This is a genomic window from Bradyrhizobium sp. in8p8, from assembly GCF_000426845.1.
In the GTDB taxonomy this organism is placed as follows: domain Bacteria; phylum Pseudomonadota; class Alphaproteobacteria; order Rhizobiales; family Xanthobacteraceae; genus Bradyrhizobium; species Bradyrhizobium japonicum_C.
On the sequence record NZ_AUGD01000008.1, the window covers coordinates 272,406 to 285,039 of the forward strand.

At 65.6% G+C, this 12,634-nt stretch carries 17 protein-coding genes; 6 read left to right on the forward strand and 11 right to left on the reverse strand.

The window, feature by feature from the left end; genetic code table 11:
* Positions 1-159 precede the first annotated feature (159 nt).
* A complete protein-coding gene (locus tag K408_RS0121485) occupies positions 160-606 on the reverse strand; it encodes a nuclear transport factor 2 family protein (RefSeq protein ID WP_024340429.1) in 447 nt (148 codons plus the stop codon).
* Between the two features lie 471 nt (positions 607-1,077).
* On the opposite strand from K408_RS0121485, the gene K408_RS43475 reads away from it, so the two are divergent.
* The gene (locus K408_RS43475) at positions 1,078-1,296 is read left to right on the forward strand and encodes a hypothetical protein (RefSeq protein ID WP_035698336.1); all 219 of its coding nucleotides are present in this window, start codon (positions 1,078-1,080) and stop codon (positions 1,294-1,296) included.
* 61 nt (positions 1,297-1,357) lie between these two features.
* Here K408_RS43475 and K408_RS0121490 read toward each other — a convergent pair whose 3' ends face one another.
* The 3 genes from K408_RS0121490 to K408_RS0121505 form a co-directional block, all read right to left on the reverse strand.
* Positions 1,358-2,056 carry a glutathione S-transferase family protein gene (locus tag K408_RS0121490; protein WP_024340428.1) on the reverse strand — a complete coding sequence of 233 codons (699 nt, stop codon included), beginning with the start codon at positions 2,054-2,056 and terminating at the stop codon, positions 1,358-1,360.
* A 114-nt stretch (positions 2,057-2,170) separates the two neighbouring features.
* Positions 2,171-2,401 (reverse strand): hypothetical protein, encoded by a 231-nt coding sequence (locus tag K408_RS0121500; protein ID WP_024340427.1) that lies wholly within the window; start codon positions 2,399-2,401, stop codon positions 2,171-2,173.
* Between the two features lie 11 nt (positions 2,402-2,412).
* Positions 2,413-3,177, reverse strand: coding sequence for a sulfite exporter TauE/SafE family protein (locus tag K408_RS0121505; protein WP_028145954.1), 765 nt, complete (start codon positions 3,175-3,177; stop codon positions 2,413-2,415).
* 151 nt (positions 3,178-3,328) lie between these two features.
* On the opposite strand from K408_RS0121505, the gene K408_RS38405 reads away from it, so the two are divergent.
* From K408_RS38405 to uvrB, 4 genes are all read left to right on the forward strand, one after another.
* Positions 3,329-4,279, forward strand: coding sequence for a LysR substrate-binding domain-containing protein (locus K408_RS38405; RefSeq protein ID WP_024340426.1), 951 nt, complete (start codon positions 3,329-3,331; stop codon positions 4,277-4,279).
* 71 nt (positions 4,280-4,350) lie between these two features.
* Positions 4,351-4,575 (forward strand): hypothetical protein, encoded by a 225-nt coding sequence (locus tag K408_RS0121515; protein ID WP_024340425.1) that lies wholly within the window; start codon positions 4,351-4,353, stop codon positions 4,573-4,575.
* A 67-nt stretch (positions 4,576-4,642) separates the two neighbouring features.
* The gene (locus K408_RS0121520) at positions 4,643-4,870 is read left to right on the forward strand and encodes a hypothetical protein (protein ID WP_024340424.1); all 228 of its coding nucleotides are present in this window, start codon (positions 4,643-4,645) and stop codon (positions 4,868-4,870) included.
* A 92-nt stretch (positions 4,871-4,962) separates the two neighbouring features.
* On the forward strand, positions 4,963-7,932 hold the full coding sequence (uvrB, locus tag K408_RS38410; protein WP_080654894.1) for an excinuclease ABC subunit UvrB: 2,970 nt from the start codon (positions 4,963-4,965) through the stop codon (positions 7,930-7,932).
* 84 nt (positions 7,933-8,016) lie between these two features.
* Here the strand turns inward: uvrB and K408_RS0121530 are convergent, their stop codons facing one another.
* On the reverse strand, positions 8,017-8,403 hold the full coding sequence (locus K408_RS0121530) for a hypothetical protein (protein ID WP_024340422.1): 387 nt from the start codon (positions 8,401-8,403) through the stop codon (positions 8,017-8,019).
* Between the two features lie 312 nt (positions 8,404-8,715).
* Here K408_RS0121530 and hmuQ point away from each other — a divergent pair, with 312 nt between their 5' ends.
* Positions 8,716-9,039: a heme-degrading protein HmuQ gene (gene hmuQ, locus K408_RS0121535; RefSeq protein WP_024340421.1), complete on the forward strand. Its 324-nt coding sequence runs from the start codon at positions 8,716-8,718 to the stop codon at positions 9,037-9,039.
* 17 nt (positions 9,040-9,056) lie between these two features.
* Here hmuQ and K408_RS0121540 read toward each other — a convergent pair whose 3' ends face one another.
* The 6 genes from K408_RS0121540 to K408_RS0121570 all read right to left on the reverse strand — a co-directional run bounded on the left by K408_RS0121540 (position 9,057) and on the right by K408_RS0121570 (position 12,432).
* Positions 9,057-9,998, reverse strand: a complete 942-nt coding sequence (locus K408_RS0121540; protein ID WP_024340420.1) for an aldo/keto reductase — start codon at positions 9,996-9,998, stop codon at positions 9,057-9,059.
* A 256-nt stretch (positions 9,999-10,254) separates the two neighbouring features.
* Positions 10,255-10,710 (reverse strand): GNAT family N-acetyltransferase, encoded by a 456-nt coding sequence (locus K408_RS0121550; protein ID WP_024340419.1) that lies wholly within the window; start codon positions 10,708-10,710, stop codon positions 10,255-10,257.
* A 41-nt stretch (positions 10,711-10,751) separates the two neighbouring features.
* Positions 10,752-11,090 carry a hypothetical protein gene (locus K408_RS0121555; protein WP_024340418.1) on the reverse strand — a complete coding sequence of 113 codons (339 nt, stop codon included), beginning with the start codon at positions 11,088-11,090 and terminating at the stop codon, positions 10,752-10,754.
* Between the two features lie 128 nt (positions 11,091-11,218).
* Entirely contained in the window at positions 11,219-11,377 is a 159-nt protein-coding gene (locus K408_RS42190; RefSeq protein WP_035698338.1) for a hypothetical protein, read from the reverse strand.
* Between the two features lie 73 nt (positions 11,378-11,450).
* Complete coding sequence (locus K408_RS42820) at positions 11,451-11,627, reverse strand: hypothetical protein (RefSeq protein ID WP_196232387.1); 177 nt, start codon at positions 11,625-11,627, stop codon at positions 11,451-11,453.
* Between the two features lie 154 nt (positions 11,628-11,781).
* Positions 11,782-12,432, reverse strand: a complete 651-nt coding sequence (locus tag K408_RS0121570; RefSeq protein WP_024340417.1) for a glutathione S-transferase family protein — start codon at positions 12,430-12,432, stop codon at positions 11,782-11,784.
* Positions 12,433-12,634 lie beyond the last annotated feature (202 nt).

The window sequence follows — 12,634 nt, forward strand, 5'->3', positions numbered from 1 at the left end:
GGGCTCAATTCGTTTGTATACGAATAAAATAAGGCATTTCGGCCAAAACGCAATTCACGTTTTTGCAATGCACCATTGAGCCGATTTTGTGAGATTTACAATAGGACCCCGTAATGTTCCGGGGGCGGGTCAGACCGGTTCCCGGCGGGGTGAACAGGATCAATCCGCCCGCGCGCCCGTGATCAACGGCCCGATCTCCCGCTCCAGCACCTGCTGCACCAGATCGTAGGAATCGATGATCTCGCGGATCTCCGCAACCAGCCCGCCGCGGAAGCGGTAGAATACCGCCATGTCGAACTGCACGATGCGGCCGTTGCTGCGTTTCCTGAAATGGGCTTGCACGTAAGTTGCCACCGCGTCGCCCTCGGCGAGGATGTGCGGTGCCCTGTAGCGGATCTCCGAATAGCGTGCCCAGATCGTCTGCCAGAGCTCGCGTAGCTCGTCCTTGCCATGGCGCGGCACCATGTGTGGCAGCACGTCGATCGGCGCATGGGTGAGGAAGTCGACATCGTCGGTGCAGCAGGACAGCGCCGTCTCGATATCTCCGCGGGCGAAGGCGTCGAGCAGGTGCACCACACGCTGGCGATTCAGTTTCTCAACTGTCATCCCGCCTGTCCTCATTGGCCCCGTGGCGCCGCAACGGTAGCGCGCGGCCTCGCGCACCGACAATCCGCAAAATCACAGGGATGTTGCAGACGGTTTGACGCGCGAGCGCAATGCCCGGTTCATGGGGCGCAATTGCGGATCGAATTCGGTATGGCTGCGCGGATCTCCGTCATACGCGCTTGCGTGGCGCGCAACGCGTATGGAGCAATGCGCAACAGGCAAGCAGCGGGAGGAGTTAAGTCACCAGTCCCTCATCGGCCGCGCTGCGGCACTGTCCAAAAACACCGTTCCCGCCAGCATGCGGGCGCCCAAGCTGACACGGTTGAGCGCAGCGAGGCATGCGAATCGCGGGCCATCGGGTCTGTCCTTCGCGCGTTGGGGGCCGCTTTCCTGATACGTGCGCGGCGCGTACTATACCGCAGCGACAGACGAACCCGACATGACAATGACGGCGAAGCCTCGACGTGGATCATGACAAATCCGAAGGAAATGCCGTCAGCGCCGGCACTTGCGCGCCGTCTCGCCTGCTCCCGCTGCGGCTCCGAATTCAGCTGCGACCTCTCGGGCAATTGCTGGTGCGCGGAGGAGGCGGCAAAACTGCCGATGCCGATCGAGGGTGAGGATTGTCTGTGCCGGGCGTGTTTGCGCAAGGCGGCGGCATCCCGTAGCCCGGATGGAGCGCAAGCGTAATCCGGATTCGTTCCGCTGGCGCCGACCCGGATTTCGTTGCGCTCCATCCGGGCTAGGACGATCACACCGCAAATCCCGGCGACTTCCGCGCCATGCCGTCGAACGCGTCAAGCAGCTTCTCGCGCCAGCCATGGATCGGATCGTCCGTCTCCAGCAGCTTGAAAGGGCTGACCAACCGCGCCCACTGAAAACCGCCGAACACGATATAGTCCGCGTAGTTCGGCGCCTCTCCACCGAGATAAGGCTGCTTCTTCAACGTCTGCCGCATCACCTCCAGCGACTTGCGGAATGCGACCACGCCGGTGTCGCGGCTCGCCATGACCTCTTCCAGGGTCTTGCCGCCGAAGCGTGCCTCGCGCGACTTCCGGAAATAGGCAGCATCGATCTCGGCCAGATTGTTCGGAATGTCGGCCACGATCAGCGGAAAGATGCCGCCGACGATGGCGATGTCGCCCCAGGCGTTGATCATGCGCGCCATGGCGCGGCCGCCATCGCCGCCGAACAGCGACGAACGGTTGGGAAAATTGTCTTCGAGATAGGTCGCGATCGTCCAGGAATCGACGACGGGCTTGTCGTCGTGCAACAGCACGGGGACCTTCTCCGAGCCATGCGGCGCAAGCGCGCTCTTCTCGGTGAAGCGCCAGGGCAGTGTTTCCGCTGCGAGCCCCTTATGTGCCAGCGCCATCCGCGTGCGCCAGCAATAGGGGCTGAACGGCCGCGAGGCGTCGGTGCCGACGAGTTCGAAGAGTTTGAGTGACATTGGCGGGTGCTCCGTCATTGCGAGCGCAGCGAAGCAATCCAGACTGCCGCTGCGGTGACATTCTGGATTGCTTTGCTTTTGCTCGCAATGATGTTGTGGAGGCAGGTGCGCGCGTCACCGCCCATGCGCGCGCAACAGCTTCTCGCCGCATTCGGTGACGGCGATAACGAGCCCCACGCCGGCAATCGTCTCGCGCGTAACATAGCCGCGCTCGGCCGCATCTTCCCAGATGGTGAGGCGCGGGCACGAGGTCTTCCAGGTCGCGATCACCTCGACATAGGCGCGCGGCTCGCGCGCGACCCATTCGACGAAATCCAGCACCAGCGGATCGGCGCCACGGCTCATTGCAGGCCTCCCTAGTCGAAAGCGGCCAGCACCGGGGTGCGAACCAGGAGCCAGCCGCCATAGGCGATGTAGTAGCAGGCGATGGTGGTGATCAGCCTGTTGGACCAGGCCATGAATTGCTGGTCGGTCATGGCTTCGAGGATGCGCCGCGCCAGCGTGGTTCCGAGCATCGAGGCCGCAATGGCGACGCCCGCGAGCACGGGATCGAGGCTCGCCGCCTGATCGATGATCCCGCCGAAATAGATCAACTTGGTGAAATGGCTGACGAGCTGGCACATCGCCTTCGTCGCGACCTTCTCGCGCCGGCCGAAATCGCCGCCGAGGAAGAAGGTGTCGAGCAGCGGGCCGGAGACGCCGGTCATCAGCATCAGGCCCATGCACATCGTGCCATAGACCGTGCCCTGCCAGAGCCGATCAGGGTTCGGCTTGATGTTCGCGGGCAAGAGCCGCGCCATGAACGGGGTGATACCGAGCAGCAGCAGCGCCATGGGCTTGTCCGGCACATAGCGGGTCAGCGACCATGCCGCGAGCGCGACAGCGCAGCCGGCCAGATAGTTCGCGACCGCCCGCCAGCGAATATGTGCCCGCCAGAGAAACGCGCGCCAGCCGTTCGAGGCCATCTGCGTGATCGCGTGCAGCACCATCGCGGTCGGCAGCGGCATCAACGCCAGGAGCACGCCGATCAGGATCAGCCCGCCCGCCATGCCGAACAGCCCCGACAGGAACGCCGTAGCCACCATCAGCAATCCAAGGGCCGCAATCATGATGGGCGTCACGCAGGGAGCTCCGCTGGTGCGTGTCGGGGACGCGGGCCGGCAATTCAGCCCTCGCGTCATGGAACAGGTCTGAAGGAGCGTGCCTTGCTTGCCCCTCCCTCGCAAACTGAGTTATCTTGCCCTGGCATCAGTTTTCCTGAGGGTAGAAAGTTTGCGGCGGCTGCTGTTTCTCAACGGCATCAAGGCATTCGAGGCGGCGGCGCGGACCGGCAGCTTCGCTGCGGCCGGGCTGGAGCTGAGCGTGTCGGCGGCGGCCGTCAGCCGCATGGTGCATCTGCTCGAAGAGCGCCTCGGGGTTGCGCTGTTCGAGCGCAAGGCCAATCGCCTGGTGCTGACGCAGGCGGGCCGCGCCTATCAAGGCGGTCTGACGCCGATCTTCGACGCGCTGGCCAGCCTCACCGCGCAGGTGACGGCGCCCGCGAGCGTGCGCGTGCTCACCATCGGCGTCGGCCACACCTTTGCGATGCGCTGGCTGATCCCGCGCCTGTCGGAGTTCCGCAGCGAGGAGCCCGACATCGAGGTGCGCTTCACCACCGGCGGCGCGGCGGTGCCGTTCGGCGAGGACTGGAGCTGCGGCATCAAGCTCGGCACCGGCGACTGGCCCGGCCTCGTCGCCGAGCCGCTGTTTGCCGGCGATCTGACCCCGGTCTGCGTGCCGCGTCTTGCGAGCGGGCTGAAGCGCCCGGCTGACCTGAAAGGCCCGAGCCTGATCCGCGTCGCGCATTCGCCCGAGGACTGGCCGATCTGGCTGAAAGCCGCGAACCTCGCCCGCCTCAACGCGCGCGGACCCGAATTCCAGTTTTATGGCCAGGCGCTCCAGGCTGCCGCCGACGGGCTCGGGATCGCCATGGGCATCCGCCCCTACATCGACGACGATCTGGCGGCCGGCCGGCTGGTGGCACCATTCGACCTCTCGGTGCCCAAGGGCATGCGCTGGTACCTCGTCTATCGCAGCTTCCAGACCGAGCAGCGCGACTTCGCCGCGTTCCGCCGCTGGATCATGCGGGCGGCGTCGGAACCCGCGCCCCGTCAGGCGGATCGGCCGCTCCGCGGGGCGGAACCGAGGCCAAGGGCTCCGCGACAAAAACCCGGCCGCTTGTGAACGGGTTCACATTTCAAAATCCGCAAACGTGGTCCCCTGACTCTCCGAAAAGAAACGTGGGACCTACACTTATGACGACCCTTTACGACGGCTTTGACATCGAATCCTTCGAAGCTGGCAAGGGGCTGTGGCACGCGCGCATCCGGCGGGCCGATTTCAGCCCGGTGGCCATCGACGGCGTGCTGTTTCCGGCCATGGAAGTCGGCTTCGCCTGGCCCGATCGCGATGCCGCGATCGCCGATGCCAAGCACCACATCGACCGTTTCCGCCGGCGGGCCGAGGGCGACGACGAATAGACGAGCGGCCGCAGCCGCATCAGCGGCATGACGGCACAAACAGTGCGGCGCAAAGGGGGGACCGATCATGTCCATCATCGAATTCGACGCGGCGCGGCCGCGAATTTATGCCCGCGCCGTGCTGTCAAACTGCCCGGAATGCGACGGCGATCTTGAGGTGCTGCGCGTGATGAGCGGCCGCGCCGGCTGCGAGTACTGGGCCATGCGCTGCACCGATTGCGGCGGCATCCATCTCGACATCCTCGAGCCGAATCTTCCGGCCGGGGATAATGGGGGACCGCTGCCGGCGGCGTGAGCGGCGCGCTGCTGCCAGCCTGCTGTCAGCAGCCTGCATGGCGGCGGGCATTCGCCCTTTCGCGCGGGGCGGACTCGTCCCATATTCGCCCCATGGCGAAGAAACCCGCATCCTCCGAAAAATCCGGCAAATCCCCCAGGACCAAGGCCCCGAACTCGAAAGCACATCGGCCCGACGTGCAGCCGATCGGGCCGGCGCTGGCCGAGTTGCTCAATCCCGCGATCAATCGCGGCGATGCCGGATTGGGATCTGGCACAGGCCTGCAGCCGCCGCCGGACAATTCGCGCGACCGCCGCGCCGGGGGCGAGGCCGCCGCGCACCGCGCGCGCGCTTCAACGCCGAAGGAGTTTCCGCAGGACACCGCACGGCCGATGCCGCTCCGGCCCGATCCACAGCCGCCGGGAGCACGTGCATCGACCGAGGGTTTCGCGGAGGCGCCGCAGGCCAATTACGGCACTGCCGCCACCATTCCTACGCTCGATCCGGAACTGGCGCGGCAGCTCGGACTGCCGACCGAAGAGGACGATGCCGAGGCGCTGGCGCGCCCACCGCGCAGCAAGATGGAGGCGCTCGGCGTCAAGGCCACCGCGGATGCGCTTGAAGCACTGATCCGCGAGGGGCGGCCGGAGTTCCGCAAGGGCGACGGCTCCACGAAGGTGTGGACGCCGCACCGGCCGCCGCGCCCGGAAAAGTCCGAGGGCGGCGTCCGCTTCGAGATCAAGTCGTCCTATGAACCCAAGGGCGACCAGCCGACCGCAATCGCCGAGCTGGTCGAAGGCATCAACCGCAACGACCGTTCGCAGGTGCTGTTAGGGGTCACCGGCTCGGGCAAGACCTACACCATGGCCAAGGTGATCGAGGCGACGCAGCGCCCGGCCTTGATCCTGGCGCCGAACAAGACGCTCGCCGCCCAGCTCTATGGCGAGTTCAGGAACTTCTTTCCCGACAACGCCGTCGAATATTTCGTCAGCTACTACGATTACTACCAGCCCGAAGCCTACGTCCCGCGCACCGACACCTATATCGAGAAGGATTCCTCCATCAACGAGCAGATCGACCGCATGCGCCACTCGGCGACGCGCGCGCTGCTCGAACGTGACGACGTCATCATCGTCGCCTCGGTGTCCTGCATCTATGGTATCGGCTCGGTCGAGACCTATACCGCGATGACCTTCGCGCTGAAAAAGGGCGAGCGCATCGACCAGCGCCAGCTCATCGCCGACCTCGTCGCACTGCAGTACAAGCGCACCCAGGCCGATTTCACCCGCGGCACCTTTCGCGTGCGCGGCGACGTCATCGACATCTTCCCGGCGCACTACGAGGACCGCGCCTGGCGCGTGAACCTGTTCGGCGACACCATCGAGACCATCGAGGAGTTCGACCCGCTCACCGGCCACAAGCAGGACGAGCTCGAATTCATCAAGATGTACGCCAATTCGCACTACGTGACGCCGCGCCCGACGCTGGTGCAGGCGATCAAGTCGATCAAGTCGGAGCTGAAGCAGCGGCTCGACCAGCTGCACGATCAGGGCCGGCTGCTCGAAGCGCAGCGGCTGGAGCAGCGCACCACCTTCGACCTCGAGATGATGGAGGCGACGGGAAGCTGCGCCGGCATCGAGAACTATTCGCGCTATCTCACGGGGCGCCGCCCCGGCGAGCCGCCGCCGACGCTGTTCGAATACGTCCCTGACAACGCGCTGATCTTCGCCGACGAGAGCCACGTCACCATCCCGCAGATCGGCGCCATGTTCCGCGGCGACTTCCGCCGCAAGGCGACGCTGGCCGAATACGGCTTCCGCCTTCCCTCCTGCATGGACAACCGCCCCTTGCGCTTCGAGGAGTGGGACATGATGCGGCCGCAGACCATCGCGGTGTCGGCGACGCCGGGTAGCTGGGAGCTGAACGAGAGCGGCGGCGTGTTCGTCGAGCAGGTCATTCGCCCGACGGGGCTGATCGATCCTCCCGTGGACATCCGCCCGGCCCGCACGCAGGTGGACGATCTCGTCGGCGAGGTGCGCGCCACCGCGCAGGCCGGCTACCGCTCGCTGATCACGGTGCTGACCAAGCGCATGGCGGAGGATCTCACCGAATACCTGCACGAGCAGGGCATCCGCGTCCGTTACATGCATTCCGACATCGACACCATCGAGCGCATCGAGATCATCCGCGATCTGCGCCTGGGCGCGTTCGACGCGCTGGTCGGCATCAACCTGCTGCGTGAGGGCCTCGACATTCCCGAATGCGCGCTGGTCGCGATCCTCGACGCCGACAAGGAAGGCTTCCTGCGCAGCGAGACCTCGCTGATCCAGACCATCGGCCGTGCCGCGCGCAACGTCGACGGCAAGGTGATCCTCTATGCCGACCAGATGACCGGCTCGATGGAGCGCGCCATCGCCGAGACCAACCGCCGCCGCGAGAAGCAGGTCGAGTACAACACGGCCCACGGCATCACGCCGGAGAGCGTGAAGAAGCAGATCGGCGACATCCTCAACTCGGTCTACGAGCGCGACCACGTGCTGGTCGAGGTCGGCGGCCACGACATGACCGACGACGTCATCTCGATCGGCCACAATTTCGAAGCCGTGCTCGCCGATCTCGAAACCAGGATGCGCGAGGCCGCAGCCGACCTGAACTTCGAGGAAGCCGCGCGCCTGCGCGACGAGGTCAAGCGCCTGCGCGCCACCGAGCTCGCCGTGGTCGACGACCCCACCGCCAAGCAGCGCACCGTGCAGGGCAAGGCCGGCGCCTATGCGGGGACGAAGAAGTACGGCGACGCCGCCAACCTGCCGGTCAGCGCGATGAAGAAGAAGACGGTCAGCTCGGCGCTGAAGGCGAGCGGCGGCGGCAGCGGCTCCAGGGTGCACAAGCCGCATCTCGACGAGATGCACGGCCCGGAATCCCTGCCCTACCGCGAGACCCGCGCACTGCCGGCGAAGCCGTTCGGCGGAAACAGCCGGATCATCCAGCCGACGGACTCACGGCAGTCGGGCCCGGAGTTCGGCCCGGCGCCGAAATCGACGGGCGGGCAGCCGGGACGGCGCGGTGGGTGGAAGAAGAGGTAGGGCCTCCGCGCACTGCCCTTCGTGCCGTGGATTCCGGGCTCGCCGCTTTGCGACGCCCCGGAATGACGGGGAGGATTGCGATTCTCATCCCACGCTCGCCTCCACCACGGCCATCACCGACAGCATCAGCACGATTGTCACGAGCTGGAGCGAGGCGACCGGCTGGGTGCGCCAGGCGGTGATCTTGTCTGACAGCGACAGATGGGCCTCGAAGAACTTCGGGTCGTAGACGGTCCTGAACAAATGCGGGAAACTCGGCCCGAACGTGACCGCGAGCATCGCATGGACGAACGAGGCGACGGCAACGAAGATGGCGACGCCAGGGTCGCCGGAGAGGTCGCGCTCGCCGCAGAGCTTGAGCAGGAACGCCGCGGCGGCGAAGGTGGGGAAGCTCTGGAGGGTCGCTGTCAGCGCGAGGCCTTCGAGTGCGTTGTGCAGGCGGGACTTTCTGGCGGTGGCGATGCCGGCCATGGCACGTCTCCCTGATGACATGCGTATGACGCTAGCTGCGATGCCGATGCGCTGATGTGAGATGGGTCACGCGCTGGGCGAGCCCTTCACCTCGTCCCGGGCGACACGATCAGCCGCCGCAAATCCAGTCCGAGACGTACGCCCGAGAGACAGGTACAAGGCGCTCCCTCGCGGGAACAACGATGTCCTTGGCCATTTCGATGGCGTTTCGACTATAACTCGAACCGAGCTCGCGGAGGCTGCCCCTCACTTCGCCTCTTCCCATAAGAACCGGGAAAGGCGCTGCGTCCCCACTCTCAGGAGATTTCACCCATGTACATCGCCATGAACCGCTTCCGCGTCGCCAAGGGCTCCGAAGCCGCTTTCGAGCAGGTCTGGCTCTCGCGCGACACCCATCTCGACAAGGTGCCGGGCTTCGTCGAATTCCATCTGCTCAGGGGCCCCGAGCTCGAGGATCACACCCTGTACGCCTCGCACACCGTCTGGGCGAACCACGCGGCATTCGAGGCCTGGACCAAGTCGGAGGCGTTTCGCGCCGCGCATCACAAGGCCGGCGACAACAAGCCGCTTTATCTCGGCCATCCCCAGTTCGAGGGCTTCGAGGTGGTGCAGACGGTCGGACGCGGCGCGAAGTAGGCGCCGCGCCTCACGCATCAGCCCAGCGTGATCCGGTCGATCTCCGCCATCTCCTCCGCACTGAGCTTCCAGGCGATCGCCTTGACGTTCTCCTCGATCTGCTCGACGCGCGTGGCGCCGGCGATGACGCTCGACACCTGCGGACGGCCGGCGAGCCAGGAGAAGGCGAGCTCGAGCATGCTGTGCCCGCGCGCCTTCGCGAAGGCCTGGAGCTTCTCGACCATGTCCTCGTTGCGGGGCGTGACGTAACGGTCGCGCAGGGCCGGCGCCTTGGCGAAGCGCGTGTCAGCCGGGGCGGCCGCGCCGCGCTGGTACTTGCCGGTGAGCAGGCCGCTCGCGAGCGGGAAGAACGGCAGCAGGCCGAGCTTGTACTCCTGCGCCGCCGGCAGCAGGTCCTTCTCGATGTCCCGGACCAGGAGGCTGTACTCGTCCTGGCAGGACACGAAGCGGCTGACGTTCATCGCGCGCGCGGTGAACTCGGCTTCCGCGATGCGCCAGGCCGGGAAGTTGGAATTGCCGATGTAGCGCACCTTGCCCTGCCGGACGAGGTCGTCGAGCGCGCGCAAGCTCTCTTCCATCGGCGTCAGCGGGTCGTAATCGTGCTGCTGATAGAGGTCGATGTAGTCGGTCTTGAGCCGCATCAAGCTGGCTTCGACCGCGCTCATGATGTAGCGGCGCGAGGCACCCTGCTTGGTGCCGTCGGTCGCCATCGGCTTGGCGTATTTGGTCGCGAGCACGATGTCCTTGCGGCGGTCGCCGAGCACGGTGCCGAGCACGGTCTCCGAGCCGCCCATCCCGGCATAGATGTCGGCGGTGTCGAACAGCGTGATGCCGAGATCGAGCGCGCGGTGGATCACCTTGCGCGAGGTCTCCAGATCCGTGCGCTGACCGAAATTGTTGCAGCCGAGTCCGACCGCCGACACGCGAAGGCCGGAGGCGCCGAGATTGCGAATTTCCATGGGGGATCCCGTTCAGATGAGCAGTGGACATTGTGACCACCGGGCGCCGCAGCAGCAAGCCGCTGCCTGCGCTGCTGCCATGCAGGCGATCCCAGGCAAAAAAATGCGGCCCCTGTCAGACGCGGCGACTGACGGGGACCGCTTTGGGGCGCTTGATCGGTGACGGGGGGCCTGACCAGACGCAAGGCCAGCCTAGACTTGCTGTGTTACGCGCGGGTGACAGGCGGAGTTATCCACAGGGCTCCGGGCGCAGGACTCAGAAGACCTTGCGGTAGACGATGAAGCCGGAACGCTCCGCGACCTTGTCGTACAGGCGCTGCGCCGTGAGATTGGTCTCGTGCGTCTGCCAGTACACGCGGGGCGATCCCGCGAGCCTTGCCCGCTCATAGACGCCATGGATCAGCGCCGAGCCGACGCCCTTGCCGCGCGCGGCCTCCAGCGTGAACAGGTCCTGCAAATAGCAGGATGGTTCGATCGCAGTGGTGCTGCGATGAAACAGATAGTGCGTCAATCCGAGCAGGCGCCCGTCGTCCTCGGCGACGAGCGCATGCATCGGCTCATAGGCGTCGAAGAAGCGCTGCCAGGTCATGCGCGTGATCTCGGGAGCGAGCGCGGTCGGACCCGAGCGGCCGTAAAAGGCGTTATAGCCGTCCCACAGCGGCAGCCATTGATCGTAGTCCTGCCTGGTGACGGCGCGAATGATGAGCGACATGTGGGTTACCGCGATGTCCGAGATGCACGATGAAGATGCCTTCATACGTGATGACGGCATTGCCGATCAATCGCGGTGGTGCCGGCGGTGGCGACGGCCGCGATTGCGAGGACGCCGAGCCGTGCCAGATCCGCGTTGCCATGACCGGAAGCGCTCTGGTGATGAAGGAAGATCAGCGTGGCACCGATCACCGCGACGACCGCACTGGTCATGGCCGAGGCGAGGCCCGACGAGGCGCCGGCAAGGGCCACAAGACAGACCAGCAGCGGTGCCGCCGATGGAGCGGGGAGGGTGGGGACAACGCGATCGAGAAGCACAGCCAGCAGCAGGGTTGCTGCCGTCAGGACCGGACCGTAAATCGCACGCCATCCGAGCCGCATGGGCCAGTCTCGCTCCTCCCGAACGAGGCAAGGCGGCAACACTGACTGATTGTTGCGCCAGTGCGCCGCGATCTCGTGCGGTGTGCCTAAGGCGCGCTTGCGTGCAAGCGTGAGGCTTTCGGATGATTTTAGACCATGTGCGCGTGCTTGACGGGTTGTTGCAGCGTGGGCGCGTTCAGCGTCGACGTCCCCACGCCCTTGCGCGTGCCGACGATGATCAACAGCGACGCCGCGACCAGGATGGCCGCAGTCAGCGTAATTGCAACGACTACCACAGGTGATTTCATCGACGTCCTGTCGCGATGCCGGTCGGCGCGGGCCGCACGGCGCCCTGAAGGCCGGTCCAGGATGGAACGGGGATCAGACCGGCAGGCCCATCGCCATGGTCGCCTTGGTCGACAGCACCGTCAGGGTGACGATCAAGCATAGCGAGAGTGCGGCGACGGCAAGCGAGGCCGCGACCGCATGGGTGAGCCGGGAAGACGCGACGGTAGCGGATGGGCCCTGAAAGCCTGCCGTGCCGGACGCCCGCATCATGGTCTAAATCCTTCAACGCGCGAGCGAATCACCCGCGACCTCCCGCAAACTTCACCGCTGCAACCGGCAATATTGCGGCGGCGGTTGCGCCAAAAGCGGCGAAATTGCGGCGACGGCGTCCCTTATGCCCGCTATTCGACGGAGCGGGGCGCAGTCAGACGCCGGCGGCGATGCTGGCGGGGTCGGCAATGTCGGCCGGGCGCCAGTCCATCGTCACGAAACCGGGTGCGGCTTCGACGCGCTTGAGCCAGTCCCGGATGGCGGGAAAGGTTGAAAGGTCGAAGTCGCAGCGGTCGGCCAGATGGGTGTAGCCGTACAGCGCGATGTCCGCCACCGTGAGCTGGCGCGCGGCGAAATAGGCGTTGGTCTTGAGATGGTTTTCCATCACCTGGAGAGCGCCATAGCCGCGCTCCATCCAGTCCTCCAGCGAATGGGTCTGGAGGTCGCGGCCGCCCTTGACCAGCGAGAGCCAGAAGTAGGCGGCGCCGATGTTCGGCTCCAGCGCGTGCTGCTCGAAGAACATCCATTGCAGCGCCTCGGCGCGGTCGATGCGGTTCTCCGGCGCGAGCGGCGTGCCGACGGCGACGTACCAGAGGATGGCGTTCGACTCGGCGAGATAGCGATCCTCGCCGACCTCGAGCAGCGGCACCTGGCCCGAAGGGTTCTTGCTCAGAAAATCCGGCGTGCGGCTCTCGCCGCGCAGAATGTCGACCTCAACGGCTTCGTAGGGCAGGTTGAGCAGCGCCAGCGCAAGGCGGACCTTGTAGCTGTTGCCGGAGCGTTGCATCGAATAGAGCTTGTACATTCTGGCGTTCGAATCCGAAGACGGGAAGGCGCGGCGCTCGTTGCCCCGCGAGGCGGCTAAACAATGATGCCGATGCGAATCCGCCGCAAGAGCCAGCCGATAGAAAAACTCGAAAACCCTACCGCACTGCAACGGTGCTGAAGATCATTTCCGCGCGATGATGAAGATCAGATCACGCTTGCGTCAACGCGGAGGCGGCGAG

Bases quoted from the DNA above. Each gene is read 5' to 3' on its own strand.
- K408_RS0121500 (WP_024340427.1), bottom strand. From the start codon at position 2,401: ATGAGCCGTGGCGCCGATCCGCTGGTGCTGGATTTCGTCGAATGGGTC.
- K408_RS0121520 (WP_024340424.1), top strand. From the start codon at position 4,643: ATGTCCATCATCGAATTCGACGCGGCGCGGCCGCGAATTTATGCCCGC.
- K408_RS0121490 (WP_024340428.1), bottom strand. From the start codon at position 2,056: ATGTCACTCAAACTCTTCGAACTCGTCGGCACCGACGCCTCGCGGCCG.
- K408_RS0121570 (WP_024340417.1), bottom strand. From the start codon at position 12,432: ATGTACAAGCTCTATTCGATGCAACGCTCCGGCAACAGCTACAAGGTC.
- K408_RS0121515 (WP_024340425.1), top strand. From the start codon at position 4,351: ATGACGACCCTTTACGACGGCTTTGACATCGAATCCTTCGAAGCTGGC.
- hmuQ (WP_024340421.1), top strand. From the start codon at position 8,716: ATGTACATCGCCATGAACCGCTTCCGCGTCGCCAAGGGCTCCGAAGCC.
- K408_RS42820 (WP_196232387.1), bottom strand. From the start codon at position 11,627: ATGATGCGGGCGTCCGGCACGGCAGGCTTTCAGGGCCCATCCGCTACC.
- uvrB (WP_080654894.1), top strand. From the start codon at position 4,963: ATGGCGAAGAAACCCGCATCCTCCGAAAAATCCGGCAAATCCCCCAGG.
- K408_RS0121550 (WP_024340419.1), bottom strand. From the start codon at position 10,710: ATGTCGCTCATCATTCGCGCCGTCACCAGGCAGGACTACGATCAATGG.
- K408_RS0121530 (WP_024340422.1), bottom strand. From the start codon at position 8,403: ATGGCCGGCATCGCCACCGCCAGAAAGTCCCGCCTGCACAACGCACTC.
- K408_RS0121485 (WP_024340429.1), bottom strand. From the start codon at position 606: ATGACAGTTGAGAAACTGAATCGCCAGCGTGTGGTGCACCTGCTCGAC.
- K408_RS42190 (WP_035698338.1), bottom strand. From the start codon at position 11,377: ATGAAATCACCTGTGGTAGTCGTTGCAATTACGCTGACTGCGGCCATC.
- K408_RS43475 (WP_035698336.1), top strand. From the start codon at position 1,078: ATGACAAATCCGAAGGAAATGCCGTCAGCGCCGGCACTTGCGCGCCGT.
- K408_RS0121540 (WP_024340420.1), bottom strand. From the start codon at position 9,998: ATGGAAATTCGCAATCTCGGCGCCTCCGGCCTTCGCGTGTCGGCGGTC.
- K408_RS0121555 (WP_024340418.1), bottom strand. From the start codon at position 11,090: ATGCGGCTCGGATGGCGTGCGATTTACGGTCCGGTCCTGACGGCAGCA.